The organism is Burkholderia sp. Bp8992 (genome assembly GCF_003853705.1).
In the GTDB taxonomy this organism is placed as follows: Bacteria; Pseudomonadota; Gammaproteobacteria; order Burkholderiales; family Burkholderiaceae; genus Burkholderia.
The window spans coordinates 340,259-355,695 of sequence record NZ_QTQI01000003.1 but is presented as its reverse complement, the minus strand read 5'-3'; the positions used below and the strand labels follow the sequence as shown (position 1 = coordinate 355,695).

Genomic DNA, 15,437 nt, shown 5'->3' with positions numbered 1-15,437 from the left:
TTAAAGTTAGGTTTAATGTCAACACGCGGGCGAGGTAGGGATGAGAATCGGGGAACTCGCGAAGCTCAGCGGCCTGTCCGCATCGCGGATTCGCTTTTACGAGGCCGAAGGATTGATCACGGCCGTCGAACGCAGCACGAATGGCTATCGCGACTACGCCGATGATGCGGTGTGGATGCTCGAGATCATTGCCAGTGCGCAAAGTGCGGGTTTTTCGCTCGAGCAGATCCGTCATCTGCTGCCGGTGAAGGCCGGCAACTGGCAGCACGAGGGGTTGGTGGAGGCGCTCGAGCGGAAAGTCGCCGAGATCGAAGCGATGCAGAAGCGCCTCAAGGAGAACAAGGCGCAACTCCGCGTCGCGATCGACAGCATCAAGAACCGGCCGACCGAACTCGATTGCGCCGAACGCACGCGCTGGGTGATGGACCGGCTGCGCGATCACGGCGTGGTGTCGATCCGCGGCAAAGGCCGCCGCACGACGGCCAAATGATCCGCCGGTGCGACGGCGATCACCGCAAGGTCACTCGAACGCAGCCTGACGTGCTCCTCTATTCCGAGCCTTGACCTTAAAGTTGACTTAAAGCTTAGAGTGCTTGCTGACGGCAGTGAATCAGCAGGCTTCGGGTGTTGCCTGCCACGGTCAATCATCGACGAGAGGCGACGAGCATGGACAGGCGTTTTACACAGGTCGAATTCGGGCCGCATACGGTCGACGTGCCGGAAGGCGGGTACTACGACCGGTTCCGGATGAATCCGGACCTGGACGAGGTGGCGCGCGATCCCGCGGCGGGGAACATCGATTTTTTCCGCCGGATTCCGAAGCGTCAGGTTGCGTCGCGGGTCGGCCCGACCTGGGCGCCGAACTTCTACTACCGCTCCAGCAGCATCCAGCTGCTGTTTCTTGCGCCGCTCGACCGCGTGCGGGCCATGCTGCCGGCGCCGCTCGAACCGCTGCGGGCGCTCCCCGGCTACGGGCTGGTCGCGCTGACGTTCTTTTCGTATTCGGTGTGCGACAACGATCCGTACGATGAAGTCTCCGTCGCGGTGGTGATCCGCCGGCCGGGCGCGACAGGGTCGCCGGCACGCGAGCTGATCGACTCGATGCGGCGCCGCAGTTTTTTCGCGCACGTGCTGGCGCTCCCGGTCACGACGGAGATCGCGCGGGTGCGCGGCGTGCATGGCTATCAGCTGCCGAAATGGCTCGCCGATATCGACGTGGACATCGGCGCTACCGCACGTGCGCGCATTGCCGGACCCGGCGACCGGCCGGACCTGAGCCTGAGCGTGCCGCTGCCGGCGCTGACCACCGTGCCGTCGCAATCGCACATGGGCACGACGACGATGGTCAACCGCATCGACGGCGAATGGCATCAGTCGTCGGTGCAGACCAACATGCTCTCGTTCGCGCAGCGCCTGCTGCCGCGCAACGTCGAACTGGTGCGGCACGGCGGGCCGTTGAGCCAGTTGCTCGACGGGCTTGGTGCGTCGACCATCATGCGGCTCGACGTGGTCAAGGACGCGCAACTGGTCCTGAACCTGCCGACGCCCCTGAAGACCTTCGATGAACCCGGAAAGCCACGCTGACGATACGGATGCGCGCGACACGCGTGCACCGAAGGAGATGCCCATGTCGCAACCGACCTACGATCTCGTCGTATTTGGCGCCACCAGTTTTGTCGGGCAGATCCTGACCCGCTATCTGTCCGACTATCTGGCGGGCGCCGGCGAGACGCTGCGCTGGGCGATCGCCGGCCGGTCCGAGGCGAAGCTCAGGCAGGTCAGGGATACGCTCGGTGCGGCCGGGCAGGCCGTGCCGATCATCGTCGCGGACGCGGCCGACGAAGCGCAGCTTCAGGCGCTTTGCGCGCAAACGCGGGTGGTCGTGTCGACCGTCGGACCGTACGCCCTTTACGGGGAGCCGCTGGTCAGGGTCTGCGCGCAAACCGGCACCGACTACTGCGACCTCACCGGCGAGACGCAGTGGATCAAGCGGATGATCGACCGGTACGAACCCGCGGCCCGGCAATCGGGTGCGCGCATCGTGCACTGCTGCGGCTTCGATTCGGTGCCGTCGGACATGGGTGTTTTCTTCCTGCAGCAACAGGCAGGGCGGCAGTGGGGCGTGCCGGCCGGGCAGGTGAAGATGCGCGTGCGGACGCTGAAGGGCGGCGCATCGGGCGGTACCGTCGCGAGCGTGATCAACGTCGTGCGGGAAGCGGCGGCCGATCCCGCGTTGCGCCGGGAACTGCTCGATCCTTATTCGCTGTGTCCGAAAGGGCATGGCTTCACGGTGCGGCAGCATGCGGTTCGGTCTGCCGATTTCGATCGCGACTGCGACGCGTGGATCGCACCGTTCGTGATGGCGGCGATCAACGAGCGCGTCGTGCATCGCTCGAATGCGCTGGCCGGCAATGCCTACGGCAGCCGCTTCGCCTACGACGAAGCCGTGATGACGGGCGCGGGCCTCAAGGGCCGCCTGACCGCGCTGACGATGGTCGCCGGCCTCGGCGCATTCATGGTGGGCGTGCTCGTCAAGCCGGTGCGCAGCCTGATGGAACGTTTCCTGCTGCCGAAGCCCGGCGAGGGGCCGAGCGTCGCGGCCCAGCAGGCCGGCCGCTTCGACCTGCGTTTCTTCGGCCGGGCCGACGACGGGCGGACCTTGCGCGTGAAAGTCACCGGCGACCGCGATCCGGGCTACGGCTCGACCGGCAAGATGCTCGGACAGGCTGCGATCAGTCTCGCACTGGATTGCAGTAGTGACGGCGTCAAGAGCGGGCGCGGCGGCGGCTTCTGGACACCCGCGACGATGTTCGGCGAACGCTATGTCGAGCGTCTGGTACGCCATGCCGGGTTGGGCTTCGAGGTGATTTGAGCGCAATCCTTCCTGCCATTGGCGAGGCAAGGATAAAGATCGGAATGCGAATCGACGTGAGGAGGCGGCTGACTGTCACGGTGAGTTGAATGGCCGGATCCGTTCCGGCCGGGGAGTATCGGAACATGAAGATCGGGGAACTGGCAGAACGCACCGGCCTTGCCCCTTCGCGCATCCGCTTCTACGAACGCATCGGCCTGTTGACGCTGGTCGAGCGCGAAGCGAACGGCTATCGCACGTATCCGCAGGAAGCGGTGACGGTGCTCGATCTGATCTCGGCGGCGCAGAAGGCGGATTTCAGTCTGGACGAGATTCGCACGCTGCTCCCGTCCGACTTTGCGCAATGGCAATGCGGGTCGTTGCTGGACGCGCTGTGCCGCAAGGTGAAGGACATCGAGGCGCTGGAGGTGCGGCTTGCACGCAGCAAGGCGCACGTCGTCGCGCTGATTGCCGGGATCGGTGCGAAGCCCGATACGGTAGATTGTGCAACCCATGCGAAGCGGCTGCTGTCGCCGGCTCTATCCGCGAATGCGGCGAACCCGGGCGACGCTGCCGCCGGCGACGTGCGTGACGAACCGCTTCCGCGCCGGACGACCGCCCGTTAGGCGGCCGCCGTCACGTCGCGTGACAGCAGCGCGACGACCTGTTCGGCCGTCGCCTTCGCCGATTGTGGATTCTGGCCGGTCACGAGGCGGCCGTCGACGACGACGATCGACGTGAACGGCAGCAGCGCCTTCTCGTAACGTGCGCCGCGCTGCTGCATCTGCTGCTCGACGTTGTAGGGCACTTTCTTCGCGACGCCGGCCAGGATTTCTTCCACCCACGAGTAGCCGGTGATCCGGCGCCCGGCGACCAGCAGCGAGCCGTCCGACAGCCGGGTGTTCAGCAGCCCGCAGTAGCCATGGCAGACCGACGACACGATGCCGCCGTGCTCGTAGATCGCGCGCGTGAGCCGCTGCAGCCCCGCGTCGTCCGGGTAGTCCCACATGACCGCATGGCCGCCGGTAAAGTAGATCGCATCGAATTCGGCCGGATCGATCTCGTCCGGGCGCGCGGTGTGCGCGAGCAGCGCCGCGTTGGCCTTGTCGGCGCGCCACGCCTTCGACGCGGCGTCCGCGTGCGGCCATTTCAGCGAGCGCGGCTCCAGCGGCGACACGCCGCCTTTCGGGCTCACGAGCCGCTGCTCATAGCCTTTCGCCGCGAAGATCTCATGGGCATGGGTCAGTTCCGACAGCCACAGGCCGGTCGGTTGCGACGGATCGGCGTAGTGCGCGACATTGCTGACGACATGAAGGATGCGCTTGGTCATGATGCGGTTTCCTCTTGATCGGCCACGGGCGGACGTCGTCGACGTGCCGCCGGATTGTCGGATGGCAGTACCCATACCCATGGCCTCGATACGCTGCCGAGGCAAACCATAACCTTTAAGTGAAGTTAAAGGTCAAGGCTTTTTCGCCCTGGTCGTACGCATGCGCGTGTCGGGCAGCACGAGTCCGTCCAGCAGCGTCGTCAGTGCGTCTTCGATCGCATGATCGCCCACCTTCTCGCGCACCAGCCGTCCGTCGATCGCGAGCATCGTCAGGCCATGGAGATGGGCCCAGCAGGCAGTCGCCTGGCCGAGCGCCGAGCGCGGGCGGATCGTGCCGGCGCGCTGGCCGTGCTCCAGGATGTCGACGACCAGCAGGAAGGGCGCCTGCACGCGCGGATCGAGATGAATGTCGGACGGCTCCCCGGCATCCGCGGCGAACATCAGTCGATACAGATCCGGGTTGCGCTGTCCGAACGCGAGATGGGCATACGCGAGCGCGAGCAGCACGTCCGGTGCGGCCGCCGCGGGATCGATGGACGTGGCAAGTTCGTCGCGCAGGCGATCGAAGCCGATCAGCGCGAGTTCGTGCAGCAACGCGGCCTTGTCCGGGAAATGCCGGTATGGCGCGGAGTGGCTGACGTTCGCGCGCCGCGCGATCTCGCGCAGCGTGAACTGCCAGCCTTGCTGCTCCTGCAGCGTGTCGAGCGCCGTTTCGATGATCGCGCGACGCAGATCCCCGTGGTGATAAGCCTTTTGCCCGGCATCCGCATCCCCTTCCGACGACATCGCGTTGCTCCTATGTTGACAAGGAACACATTGTGGCCCTATGATCCGTCGCATGCAAGTTGACAGTGTCTACATCGACGCAACCTCGTGAGGTGCACCATGGCCGTTTCCGCAGAATCCAGCTCGAGCATCGACCCGGCGGCGTTGCTGGCCCGTCAGCGCAAGGCATTCGTCTCCGAGGGGCCGCCGGGGATTCAGCAGCGCAAGGCGAAGCTCGCGCGGCTGCGTGCCACCGTGCTCGCGCATCGCCGCGACGTGGAAGCGGCCATCAGTGCCGATTTCGGGCATCGCTCGCATCACGAAACCGCGATCATGGAACTGATGGGCGTGGTCCAGGCGATCGATTACCTGACGCGCAACCTGCGCCGTTTCATGAAGCCGCAGCGCCGGCACGTCGGCTTCCTCTACCGCGCCGGGCAGGCGCACGTGGAATACCAGCCGCTGGGCGTCATCGGCGTGATGGCACCGTGGAATTACCCGTTCGCACTGACGTTCATTCCGCTGGCCACCGCGCTGGCCGCAGGCAATCGCGCGATGCTCAAGCCGTCGGAGCTGACGCCGCGCACCAGCGAATTGATGCGCCGGATGCTGGCGGACATCTTTCCGGGCGAAGAAGTCGCCGTCGTGCTCGGCGGCCCGGAAGTCGGCGCCGCCTTCAGCGGGTTGCCGTTCGATCATCTGCTGTTTACCGGCAGCACGCAGGTGGGCCGCAAGGTCATGAAGGCGGCGAGCGACAACCTCGTGCCGGTCACGCTCGAACTCGGCGGCAAGAGCCCGGCGATCGTCGCGAGGGGGCACGTCGATGGCCGGACGATGTCCAGCATCGTGTTCGGCAAGCTGTCGAACGGCGGACAGACGTGCGTGGCGCCCGATTATGCGCTGGTCCATGAAGACGACCTGGATGCGTTCGTCGCGCAATACGATGCGGCCGTCGCGCGTTTCTATCCGGACGGGCCGACCAGTCAGGACTACACGTCGATCGTCAGCGACCGGCATTACGATCGATTGAAGGGGCTCGTCGACGAAGCGCGCAGCAAAGGCGCACGCGTGATCGAGGCGGGCGTGCATCCGCAGCACGCGGCGACCCGCAAGCGCACGCTCGCGCCGACGCTGATCGTCGGGGCGGGCGACGACACGGCCGTCATGCAGGAAGAAATCTTCGGGCCGATCCTGCCGGTGCGCACGTATCGCACGATCGACGAGGTCGTCGACTACGTGAACGCGCGTCCGCGGCCGCTGGCGTTGTATTACTTCGGTGTCCGGGACGGCGATTGCGAGACGCTGCTGACGCGCACCACGTCGGGCAACGTCGGTATCAACAACACGGTCCTGCACGTCGCGCAGGAAGACCTGCCGTTCGGCGGCGTCGGCCCGAGCGGAATGGGCGCGTATCACGGCATCGAGGGATTCCGCGCGATGAGCCATGCGAAGGGCGTGTTCGTGCAGGGCCGCTGGAGCCTGCCGACGCTGCTGCGCGCGCCGTTCGGCAAGCTCGCGGATATCACGCTGGCCGCGTTGCTCGGGCGCGGTCGGGAAACTGCTGGCGGGCGCGTCGAATGGAGTACGAAGCGTTGAGTCGGGCGGGGCACGGAGCGTGCCCTGTGTGAATTTTCGCGAGCGCCCGTCCGTCAGGCTCGGTGGCGTTTGCCGGCCGCTGCTCGAACGGCAGTTTCATCCGCGATCGTTGCGGCGAATTCGGCGGCTGCCGGTACCGCGGCGTCGTGCATCATCACGAATTCCATGTCCGACAACTCCGGCAATCCTTCGGATACGCCCAATTCACGGAGCGTGTCGTCGAGCGCACTGCGCGGCAGCGGCGCGATCGCGATACCGGCGCGCGCGAACGTGAGGATGCCGGCGACGCTCGGGCTTTCGCACGCGATCCGGTAGCCCATGCCGGCCAGTGCGAGCGCCTTGACGGCGGCGCCGCGGTACGGGCACGGATCGGGGAAGCACGCGAGCGGCACGTCGCCTTCCGGAAGCGGCTCGTGGCGCGCGAATGCCCAGACGAGCGGCTCCTGCCACAAGGTCGTGCCCTGGCCAAAATGCGAGCACCGGCTGCCGATCACGAGATCGAACTCGCCGTTTGCGTGACGTCGAAACAGGCTGTCGCCGATGTCGACCACCAGGTCCAGCCGCAAGCCGCGCCGCGCGGCGCAATGGCGGCGCATCACGTCGGGAAGCCAGTCTCCGGCAAAGTCTTCCGACGCGCCGATCCGCAGCTTGACGTCGACCGCGTTGCCGGTTCCGAGCCTCGCACGTGCTTCCTCGCTCAGATTGAGCATCGCGCGCGCATAGCCGAGCAGTGTCTCGCCATGCGCGGTGAGCGCGACGCTGCGCGTGTTGCGGACGAGCAGCGCGCGGCCGACCTGCTCTTCGAGCCGGACGATCTGCGCGCTTACCGCGGATTGGCTGAGGTGCAGCCGGTGGCCGGCGCCGGTAAAGCTTCGCACGTCGGCGACCGCAACAAACGTATGAAGCAGGGTCGTGTCGAGGGGAGCGCTCATTGATCACCAATCCAGGTTAAATCGATTCATTAATATCATTTCCGGATTGTAAGCTGTCCCGATACGCTGCGAATCGCAGTGGGCGATCGCGCATCCCGTGCGGCGCCGTCACTTGACGCAGGGATCGGCTCCATGACACGCGTGCTCTATATCGAAGGCTCCCCCAACAAGGCATATTCGGCGTCCATCGACGTGTGCCGTGCATTTCTCGATGCGTACCGGCACGCGCATCCCGATCATGAGATACGGACGCTCGACATCTGGGACGTGGCGCTGCCGGAATTCGATGCAGCCGCGCTGGCCGCGAAATATGCCGGACTGAGCGGCACGGCGTTGACGCCGGAACAGGCTGCGGCATGGCAGCAGATCGAACGGCTCGCGGCGCCTTTCCACGAAGCGGACAAGTTCCTGTTTGGCGTGCCGCTGTGGAATTTCAGTATTCCGTACAAGCTCAAGCACCTGATCGACGTGATCTCGCAGAAAGATGTGCTGTTCACGTTCGACGGATCGCGGTTCAGCGGCAAGCTGGCCGGAAAAAGGGCGGCGGTCGTGTATGCACGCGGGCTCAGCTACGACGCGCCGGGTTCGTTTACGCCGGCCGCCGAATTCGACCTGCAGCGCCCGTACATGGAAACCTGGCTCAAGTTCGTCGGTGTGACGGACGTCACCGGGATTGTCGTCGAACGCACGTTGTTCGGTCCGGACGGGCAGGTCGATCGCAGCCGTGCGATCGAAGAAGCGCGGGCGATCGCGCTCACGTTCTGACGTTGCCGTTCGTCGCGGGCGGCGAGGTCAGCGCCCGCCGCGCGCAATGGCGAGCGCGACGCCGAAGCCCACGAGCAGGCATCCGAAGGTGCGGTCGATCCAGTGACGCAGCGACAGCAGGCGATCGCGGACGGCCGTCGCCGAGAAGCAGACGGCCACCAGACTGAACCAGCCGGCGTGTGCGACCGCGATGAACGCGCCGTAGCCGAGCTGCACGATCAACGGCGTGTCCGGGCGGACGGCCTGCATGAACAGGCTGACGATGAACACCGTGGTCTTGGGATTCAACGCATTGGTCAAGAAGCCGGTGCGCAGTGCGGCGAGATCGGACAGCGGGGCCGCCGGTGCGTCGGGTTGCCCGTCGCGGGCCTGGGTCATGAGCATCTTCACGCCAAGGTAGATCAGGTAGATCGCGCCGATCAGCTTGACTGCATTGAAGAGCCACAGCGACTGGCGGATCAGCAGCCCGACACCCAGCAGCGTGTAACTCACGTGAACCGTGACGCCCAGCCCGATTCCCAGCGCGGTGAGCACGCCGGCGCGGCGCGACAGCATGAGGCTGTTGCGCGTGACCATCGCGAAGTCCGGGCCCGGGCTGATGACGGCCAGCAGCGTGATGGTGACTACGACTATCAGTTCGGTCATTGCCTTTTCCTTGCGGCGGGAGTCTTGATGGCACAATGCTAGCAACCGTGTTCCATCATGAAAAACGATGATTTCTGACCAGAATGGTGAGGCTGACTCACAATCGACTCGTACGAGCCTGCCGTCATTGATGGCGTTGCGCTGTTTCGAGGCGGCGGCGCGTCACGAGAATTTCAGTCGTGCCGCCGACGAGCTGTGTTTGACCCACGGCGCGGTCAGTCGCGCGGTGCGGCTCCTCGAGGATGATCTGGGCGTCGCGCTGTTCCTGCGGCGCAGTCGTCGTGTATTCCTGACCGATGCGGGACGCAAGCTGGCGCAGGCCGTCCATGACGGCCTCGGCCTGATGCGTCACGCCACGCAGGAATTGCGTAGCGAGGCGGCGCGTGCGCGGCGGTGGGTGTTGTCGTGCGAACCGACGCTTCTGATGCGCTGGCTGATCCCGCGCTGGCCGGATTTCCAGGCGCGATACACGGGTGTCGATATCCACCTGGTCGCCGCGGGCGGGCCGTTTTCGTTCGACAGCGGGATCGACATGGCGATTCGCCGCAACGATTTTGCGTGGCCGGCGGGGTATCACGCGGAGCAGCTGTTTGCCGAGCGGGTGGGGCCGGTCTGCCGGCCGGACAAAGTCGGTGCGTGGTTTGCCGCGCGTCGCGGTGCGCGTTCGTTGAAGCAGGATGCGCCGCTACTGCATACGCGGACCCGGCCGGATGCATGGAAGGAATGGACGGTGGCGGCCGGTCAGCCGGCGGCGCGTGGGCGCGGGCAGGTGCTGGAGCATTTTTACTTCAGTCTGCAGGCGGCTGTCGCGGCGCTGGGCGTGGCGATCGGGCCGTGGCATCTCGTGCGCGACGACATCGAAAGCGGTGTGCTGGTTGCGCCGATGGGGTTCGTCGAGGATGGTTCGCATTACTGCCTGTTGACGCCGGCGCCGGTGGTGGAGGGGAGTGCGCAGGCGGAGTTGTTGGGGTGGTTGAGGGCTGCGGTTTGATGGGAGAGTGAGATTCAGATTTGAGGCAAATCGGGGAAGATGCCCGGAGCGTGGCGATTGAGGGCGAACACGATCGGTTGTTGTCGATCCGAAGGAGACAGTCGACATTCCCAAAAGCTGCCGTTCCATCCAGCTTTGTACGTGACCATTGTTGACGGCTGACACCTCCCAAATTACGCTCCACCATGGGTTTCACACCACGGCAAATCAATGAACGACGGAGCAACCGAACTGGTGATTACACCGGCCAAACATGTCATCGGTCGGTTGCAAACTACCTTCCCTGGTTGGAGCAAGATCTATGTTCGCGTTGTGGCCTACACAGGCTGATCGCCACGAATCTTGGCCTGACAGTCCAATGCGGCGATAGTCCGCAAGGCTAAGGAGAAGACCATGACTCTGAGCCGTGACGGCTTCCTATCCACGCACATTAACGCCCTCGCGGATGAGGCGTTTCGGGACTATTGCCCCGGCCATGCGGCGCTCGTAGAGCAGATCAACCGCTTCGCCATCGCCCTGCTGATCGTGCCGCGCGACATCCAACAGCGTGACGCCGACCTTTTCGCCGTCACCCTTTTTGGGCGAGCCGTTCAGGACTTCGAGGGTGCTGTGCTCCTGAGCGCCAGGGGGCTGCGTGCGCAGTCGCGCGCAATGGTGCGATCGACCTTCGAAACTGCGCTGTACTGCGTGGCCGCCTCCCGCGACATCGTGCTGTCGCACGGCGCCAAAATCAAACTCAAGAAGGGCGAAGCGCCGACGACGCGGTTCGTCGAGGCGTTCGAGGGTGGGCACCAGCGATTTCGCGGGCACGTCGCGGCTGAGTTGCGGGATATGCCAGAGGTGCCAGCCGAAACGGGAGCGGCGCTCGACGCATTGCTCGACGAGATCGGCACGCCAGGGAAGCACCAGGACATTGACCTTTGCGGCTTGGCGAAAGACCTGAGCCTGTCTGATCTTTATACCGTCGTCTACCGCTCTCTCTCTCTCAGGATGCCCACCCGTCCGCCATCTCTCTTCAGCACCACGTTGAGGTGAGCGCCACAGGTAAGATAACCGGTCTGCGCATCGGCCCCGACTACTTGCAGTTTGCCGACACCTTGGCTCTCGCGGCCTGCTCCTTGCTGGTCGCGTTAGACGGGTTTGTGGGCCGCTTCGGGACACCAGAAGAGCAGGAGGCCCTGGGGGCGCTTGTGAATGCCTATCGAGAACTCCACGAGCCTCTTGGCGCCTCTCCCCGATAGTCCAGTAGGTCGCATTTCGAGCCCCGCATCAATGCCGTTACGGCCGTGGGGCTGAGGCTGAAGGTCCCTTCCTGGCCGCTAAACGCCTACAGCTTTGAGGTGACGCCCGTCGTGTCAACGGTGATACAGAAGTGTATTCGGTCCGTCGTTTCTGGATAAGTTTTCGACCACTCTAGTGCGGCGGCCCGGATTGTCCGCCGACAGAAGTCGGCAGCATCGGGTATCGAAAGACTCTCCAAACTCGTTGTTCCCTGCGGCGCATTGCCGTGACCGACCCGCCCATCCGCAGACTGAATCCATCCTTCCCAACCCAGGAGGTGAATCTGGTTGATCGCGCACCAATCAATTGCGGCAATAGCCGCATTGAGCGGAAGGACAATCTCCCTACGTGAAATTGAGTGCCGCGCGATCTCGGGCGGCAATATTTCCAGCTGGGACATTTGACACACTCAACAAGTTTCGAGATAGCAAGATTTTCAGCAGTCTTGCCTCGTATGTCGAGCGTCCGTTCCTGGCCGGATGCCGCCCGACGCGGTCGGCTGTAGCCGACCCACAGGGACCTTCCCCCTTCCTCGATTGCGGTCATTCGCGATCGACGCAGTCCTGTCGCCCATTCGTCAATTCATCTCAGCCAACGACTGCCCAGCCTGTTTGCCAGACTAGACCACTGGCCCCTCCGGCGGCTCCTCCCGAATCGCGACAGCGATCGAACTCCCGACGATCCCGACGATTCCGAGAACTGAAACGACGCTTGGCGTTTCGCCCCACAGGAAAAAGCCGAACAGCGTTGCCCAAATGATGCTCGTGTAAGTGTAGGGAGCCAGTTTCGCAGCACTGTCACGCCTTACCGCGACCGTGAAGAAAAGCTGGCCGGCTGTCGCAAACAGCGCCAGTAGCGCCATGACGAGCAGGTCTTTGAGCGTCGGCGTGCGCCAGGCAAAAAATAAGGAAATGCTGGTAACGGCGGTTCCGAAGGCTGTGAAGAAGAGCACCGTGATGCTCGAGTCGTCGCTGGCTTTGAGTTTGCGAATCTGAATCATCGAAAGCGCACCACACAAGGCACTGAGCAGCAGCAGACCTGGGCCCATGAGATTCGACAAGCTACCGTGAGGTCGGACTACTAGAAGGACCCCTATAAAGCCCACGAGCGCGGCTGCGGCATTTCGCGCGAGTAAACGTTCCCCGAGCAAAATGGGCGCGAGGAGAACGACAAAAATCGCCTCCGAATAGACGATCGCCACGGCCTCACTCAGTGGCAGATACGGCAAGCCGGCGAAAAAAAGTCCGGAGGCACCGAGAAGAGTGAGCGCGCGGGTTGTCTGTCCGCGAAGGTCGATCTTTCGGAGCCGAGCGCCGAACGACCCACCACGAAGGCTGACGAGTACGGCCGGCACGACGCCGAACAGCATTCGGAAGAAGGTCACTTCGTTAGCGGGATAGTCGAGAGCTACCGCTTTGCCCAGTGCATCGACGACCGCAAAACAAAGCATCGAGATCAGGACCAGTGCGATTGTTTGATACTGGGCGGCGCGATCGGGGACTGAGACGTTGACGGACATATCATTTCGGCAGCGGGTGGTCCAATTCAAGAAAGAAAGTTTTCAACCATTTTGGTGTCGCTTGTCGAAGGGGCCTTCCCGGAGAGGGCGCCCGAAAATTGACGACAATCCATCAGGCCCTGCCGATTGGCGATTATCGGTTGACATCCGTCATGCTCACCGCGCAAGAGCGGGATCGATCTCGTTGGATGCCAAGCCGAAGGCCGCCATTCTGGCCCGATGGTCCGGCGAGCCCAGATATGAACGTAGTTGCCTGTTTACTGCATTGAGCAACGCGTTGTTTTGCCGGTTAAACGAGAATGCTCCGAGTGGGAGCCTCTGTTGCCTGCCATCCGCCTCCGGCTCGTGCGGCACGGCCTCGAGCGCTGAGTCTCCCATCCGATCCGCAACAATGCGATTGCCCAGCGCCGTGCTCGCATATGCGTCGATCGCGCCGGAGAGAACCGCGTCAATCGCGTCAGCTTGTTGCGCGAAGACGGCTATCTGGCTCTCGCTTACGCCTGCCTCTTTTGCCGCGTCGTGCTGAACCTGTCCGGCAATGATGCCAAGGCGGGCGTCGGAGCGTTTGGCGAGTGACGCGTAGTTGCTGAGACCCTTCGGGTTTCCGGCCCGAACCAGAAAGCCGTCGCCGATCCCCCATACGGGTACGCTGAACGCGACCGATCTGGCGCGTTCAGGCGTAATGAAGAGCGGAACGTTCATATCCCAGCGACCAGTTGCAACGCCGGGCAGCAGTTCACTGAATGTCGTCAGGCGATGCTCGATCTGGGTGACGCCAATCGCCCGAAGAACTACACCGGCCAATTCAATGTCGGCGCCCGATGCAGTTCCTCCGGGTTCCGTCCATCCAAATGGGGGTTCGTCGATGTATGCAATCGTTACCTTCATCGCCATGTCTCGCGGAATGGGGGGCGGCCACCGCATCTGGTGTCGATTGCTCATGATTCTACCCACACGCATGGATGTCCGTTCCTGGTTGACCGCTGCCCGATGTGGTGGGGCGAGTCCGACCCATCCGAAACGCCTGAGCAGGTATTCGCCGAATATGAAGGCGAAGCGCTCGTGGCATCGACGGGGAAAATCTATTGACAGATGTACGCGGGTCGGCTGGTGGCGAGCAACGGCAGGATCCTGCTGCTGCGCGAAGCACTGGATACGATGTCTGCGGCACACGCATTCTCGATGGAGCAGCCCATTTAAAGACGTGACGATCAAAGGCCGCTCCATTTGATCCACTACGGAATCCGAATCGCTCATTTTGGCGTGGCCCGTGCCTGCGAAGAATCGACATTGCTTGCGTTGAGTTGCATGCCCGTCGGTGAAGAATGCGTCTGCTTCTGCAGTCATGGTTGCGTTGCCGCCTCCAGCCGATAAACTCCGCGAACCGCCGTGTCGTGTGGACGTGATTGAGGAGCAGGCCTCGAATGAGCCTGCGCGGCGAGGGTCGCCATTTTGCAGGCGAGCTCGGAATCTGGTGCGACCATGCCACCGATAGTGACGGCGGTTTTCATAGTCCTTCGTCGAATGACTACTTGTTTGACGAATGGCGTGGTTGCCGCAATGCATCCGGTGGCTCAGTCTTGCGACGAACGCATCGACACGTCGCCGATGTGCACCCCTCTCAACCCTTCTCGCAACGCCGTAACATTGTCCGCACCGTTCAGTCGCTCGAACTCCCGTTGCGCTTCCTGCCAGAATGGGGGCGCTCTTTCGTGCAGGCGCCGTCCCTCCTCGGTGAGTTCGACAAGGCGGTTTCGGCCGTCGGTGGTACGGTGGATCGCGCAGCCCATGCGAAGCGGCTGCTGGCGCGCACTCCATCCGCACCTGCGACGAGCGCCATGCGGATCATGGTGGGGTGCCGCTGCTAGGCTACATGCTGGCCGGCGATTCGGCGCAGGCCGATCCGGTCTGCGCGAAGTCCGAGCATTACGGCTGGGTCGAACAGGCCGTACAGTTCGCGCGGCGGGCAGAGCGGCACGACGAGAGTTTGCTGTTCTTTCTCAGTGCCGCCAATTCGATTGCGCGCTGAGCTGCGCATGGTGCCGCACAAACACCAACATTCAAACGCACGTTTGATGCGTGCGCGGTGCATCGATGCGCCGCGCTTGCCCGCCCGCGACCGATCTCCCATTCGACCGAAACCCCACGGTCATGAAAACGATTCGATCCGGATGCGTTTCCGCTCGAGCGCATGCCAGACGAGATTTCATATTACGAATGCGTGCCGATACATAAATGACAAGAGATTCGGTCCGCCTGCAAGGCTCGAATAAATTTCAGGTAATACCATGTATTAATTCATGGATGAATGAGTCTCGATGTCAACGTTTGCGCGGCGCTATGCCGGGCGATTCGACGATGCCACGGGCACTTCATCGTCGATACGAGACGATACATAGTCACAATTTTCATTAATGTTTGATGAAAATTTTCGCGCCGGATGTTTGCGTGAAATCGAAGCGTGTACGATGCAAACGCGGCATCACGATTCGCATTCAGCAATTCCTGGACCAACCTCGCTCAATTTTATCGGCTGCTGCTCGCATGACGTTCGAGGTCGTTGCTTCCGGCTTTGATGTATACATTCATTCCGCGGGTACGCACGATTAATCGGAGTGGTGGCCCGGACCAGGCCCGGCGGGACGCCAGCGCGTGTTGCCGTGCACTCCGTTTACCGACCGGCTTCACGCAAACCTGAGCGGCATCCGATCATGCACGATTAACACATTCCGAACAGTGTCCGTACATTGTCGTCGCGATAC

At 63.2% G+C, this 15,437-nt stretch carries 16 protein-coding genes and 1 pseudogene; 10 read left to right on the top strand and 7 right to left on the bottom strand.

Going from position 1 to position 15,437, the window contains the following annotated elements:
- The first annotated feature begins 40 nt into the window (after window positions 1-40).
- From DIE03_RS06680 to DIE03_RS06665, 4 genes are all read left to right on the top strand, one after another.
- On the top strand, window positions 41-490 hold the full coding sequence (locus DIE03_RS06680) for a MerR family transcriptional regulator (RefSeq protein ID WP_124448667.1): 450 nt from the start codon (window positions 41-43) through the stop codon (window positions 488-490).
- 176 nt (window positions 491-666) lie between these two features.
- On the top strand, window positions 667-1,584 hold the full coding sequence (locus tag DIE03_RS06675; RefSeq protein WP_124448665.1) for an acetoacetate decarboxylase family protein: 918 nt from the start codon (window positions 667-669) through the stop codon (window positions 1,582-1,584).
- Window positions 1,585-1,627: 43 nt separating this feature from the next.
- Entirely contained in the window at window positions 1,628-2,872 is a 1,245-nt protein-coding gene (locus DIE03_RS06670; protein WP_124448662.1) for a trans-acting enoyl reductase family protein, read from the top strand.
- A gap of 125 nt (window positions 2,873-2,997) precedes the next feature.
- On the top strand, window positions 2,998-3,477 hold the full coding sequence (locus tag DIE03_RS06665) for a MerR family transcriptional regulator (RefSeq protein ID WP_124448660.1): 480 nt from the start codon (window positions 2,998-3,000) through the stop codon (window positions 3,475-3,477).
- Here the strand turns inward: DIE03_RS06665 and DIE03_RS06660 are convergent.
- Window positions 3,474-4,181 (bottom strand): type 1 glutamine amidotransferase domain-containing protein, encoded by a 708-nt coding sequence (locus DIE03_RS06660; RefSeq protein ID WP_124448658.1) that lies wholly within the window; start codon window positions 4,179-4,181, stop codon window positions 3,474-3,476. The two genes, DIE03_RS06665 and DIE03_RS06660, sit on opposite strands and share 4 nt — an antisense overlap.
- Window positions 4,182-4,313: 132 nt before the next feature.
- Window positions 4,314-4,967, bottom strand: coding sequence for a TetR/AcrR family transcriptional regulator (locus DIE03_RS06655; RefSeq protein WP_124448656.1), 654 nt, complete (start codon window positions 4,965-4,967; stop codon window positions 4,314-4,316).
- A 99-nt stretch (window positions 4,968-5,066) separates the two neighbouring features.
- Between DIE03_RS06655 and DIE03_RS06650 the strand changes: the two genes are divergently transcribed.
- Window positions 5,067-6,542 (top strand): coniferyl aldehyde dehydrogenase, encoded by a 1,476-nt coding sequence (locus tag DIE03_RS06650; RefSeq protein WP_124448654.1) that lies wholly within the window; start codon window positions 5,067-5,069, stop codon window positions 6,540-6,542.
- A gap of 53 nt (window positions 6,543-6,595) precedes the next feature.
- Here DIE03_RS06650 and DIE03_RS06645 read toward each other — a convergent pair whose 3' ends face one another.
- On the bottom strand, window positions 6,596-7,474 hold the full coding sequence (locus DIE03_RS06645; protein WP_124448652.1) for a LysR substrate-binding domain-containing protein: 879 nt from the start codon (window positions 7,472-7,474) through the stop codon (window positions 6,596-6,598).
- Between the two features lie 132 nt (window positions 7,475-7,606).
- On the opposite strand from DIE03_RS06645, the gene DIE03_RS06640 reads away from it, so the two are divergent.
- The gene (locus DIE03_RS06640) at window positions 7,607-8,239 is read left to right on the top strand and encodes an FMN-dependent NADH-azoreductase (protein ID WP_124448650.1); all 633 of its coding nucleotides are present in this window, start codon (window positions 7,607-7,609) and stop codon (window positions 8,237-8,239) included.
- A gap of 27 nt (window positions 8,240-8,266) precedes the next feature.
- Here the strand turns inward: DIE03_RS06640 and DIE03_RS06635 are convergent, their stop codons facing one another.
- A complete protein-coding gene (locus DIE03_RS06635; RefSeq protein ID WP_124448648.1) occupies window positions 8,267-8,884 on the bottom strand; it encodes a LysE family translocator in 618 nt (205 codons plus the stop codon).
- Between the two features lie 67 nt (window positions 8,885-8,951).
- On the opposite strand from DIE03_RS06635, the gene DIE03_RS06630 reads away from it, so the two are divergent.
- Window positions 8,952-9,875, top strand: coding sequence for a LysR family transcriptional regulator (locus tag DIE03_RS06630; RefSeq protein WP_124448646.1), 924 nt, complete (start codon window positions 8,952-8,954; stop codon window positions 9,873-9,875).
- Window positions 9,876-10,268: 393 nt separating this feature from the next.
- Window positions 10,269-10,910: a hypothetical protein gene (locus DIE03_RS06625; RefSeq protein ID WP_124448644.1), complete on the top strand. Its 642-nt coding sequence runs from the start codon at window positions 10,269-10,271 to the stop codon at window positions 10,908-10,910.
- Between the two features lie 292 nt (window positions 10,911-11,202).
- Here DIE03_RS06625 and DIE03_RS06620 read toward each other — a convergent pair whose 3' ends face one another.
- The 3 genes from DIE03_RS06620 to DIE03_RS06610 form a co-directional block, all read right to left on the bottom strand.
- Window positions 11,203-11,556 (bottom strand): hypothetical protein, encoded by a 354-nt coding sequence (locus DIE03_RS06620; RefSeq protein WP_124448642.1) that lies wholly within the window; start codon window positions 11,554-11,556, stop codon window positions 11,203-11,205.
- A gap of 219 nt (window positions 11,557-11,775) precedes the next feature.
- Window positions 11,776-12,675, bottom strand: coding sequence for a DMT family transporter (locus tag DIE03_RS06615; RefSeq protein ID WP_124448640.1), 900 nt, complete (start codon window positions 12,673-12,675; stop codon window positions 11,776-11,778).
- 156 nt (window positions 12,676-12,831) lie between these two features.
- Window positions 12,832-13,563 (bottom strand): transporter substrate-binding domain-containing protein, encoded by a 732-nt coding sequence (locus tag DIE03_RS06610; RefSeq protein ID WP_124448638.1) that lies wholly within the window; start codon window positions 13,561-13,563, stop codon window positions 12,832-12,834.
- A 536-nt stretch (window positions 13,564-14,099) separates the two neighbouring features.
- On the opposite strand from DIE03_RS06610, the gene DIE03_RS38165 reads away from it, so the two are divergent.
- Both DIE03_RS38165 and DIE03_RS06590 read left to right on the top strand, forming a co-directional pair.
- Complete coding sequence (locus DIE03_RS38165; RefSeq protein WP_185658120.1) at window positions 14,100-14,543, top strand: hypothetical protein; 444 nt, start codon at window positions 14,100-14,102, stop codon at window positions 14,541-14,543.
- Window positions 14,447-14,704, top strand: a pseudogene (locus tag DIE03_RS06590) (hypothetical protein); the annotation flags it as partial. The gene DIE03_RS38165 and the pseudogene DIE03_RS06590, both read left to right, overlap by 97 nt.
- Window positions 14,705-15,437 lie beyond the last annotated feature (733 nt).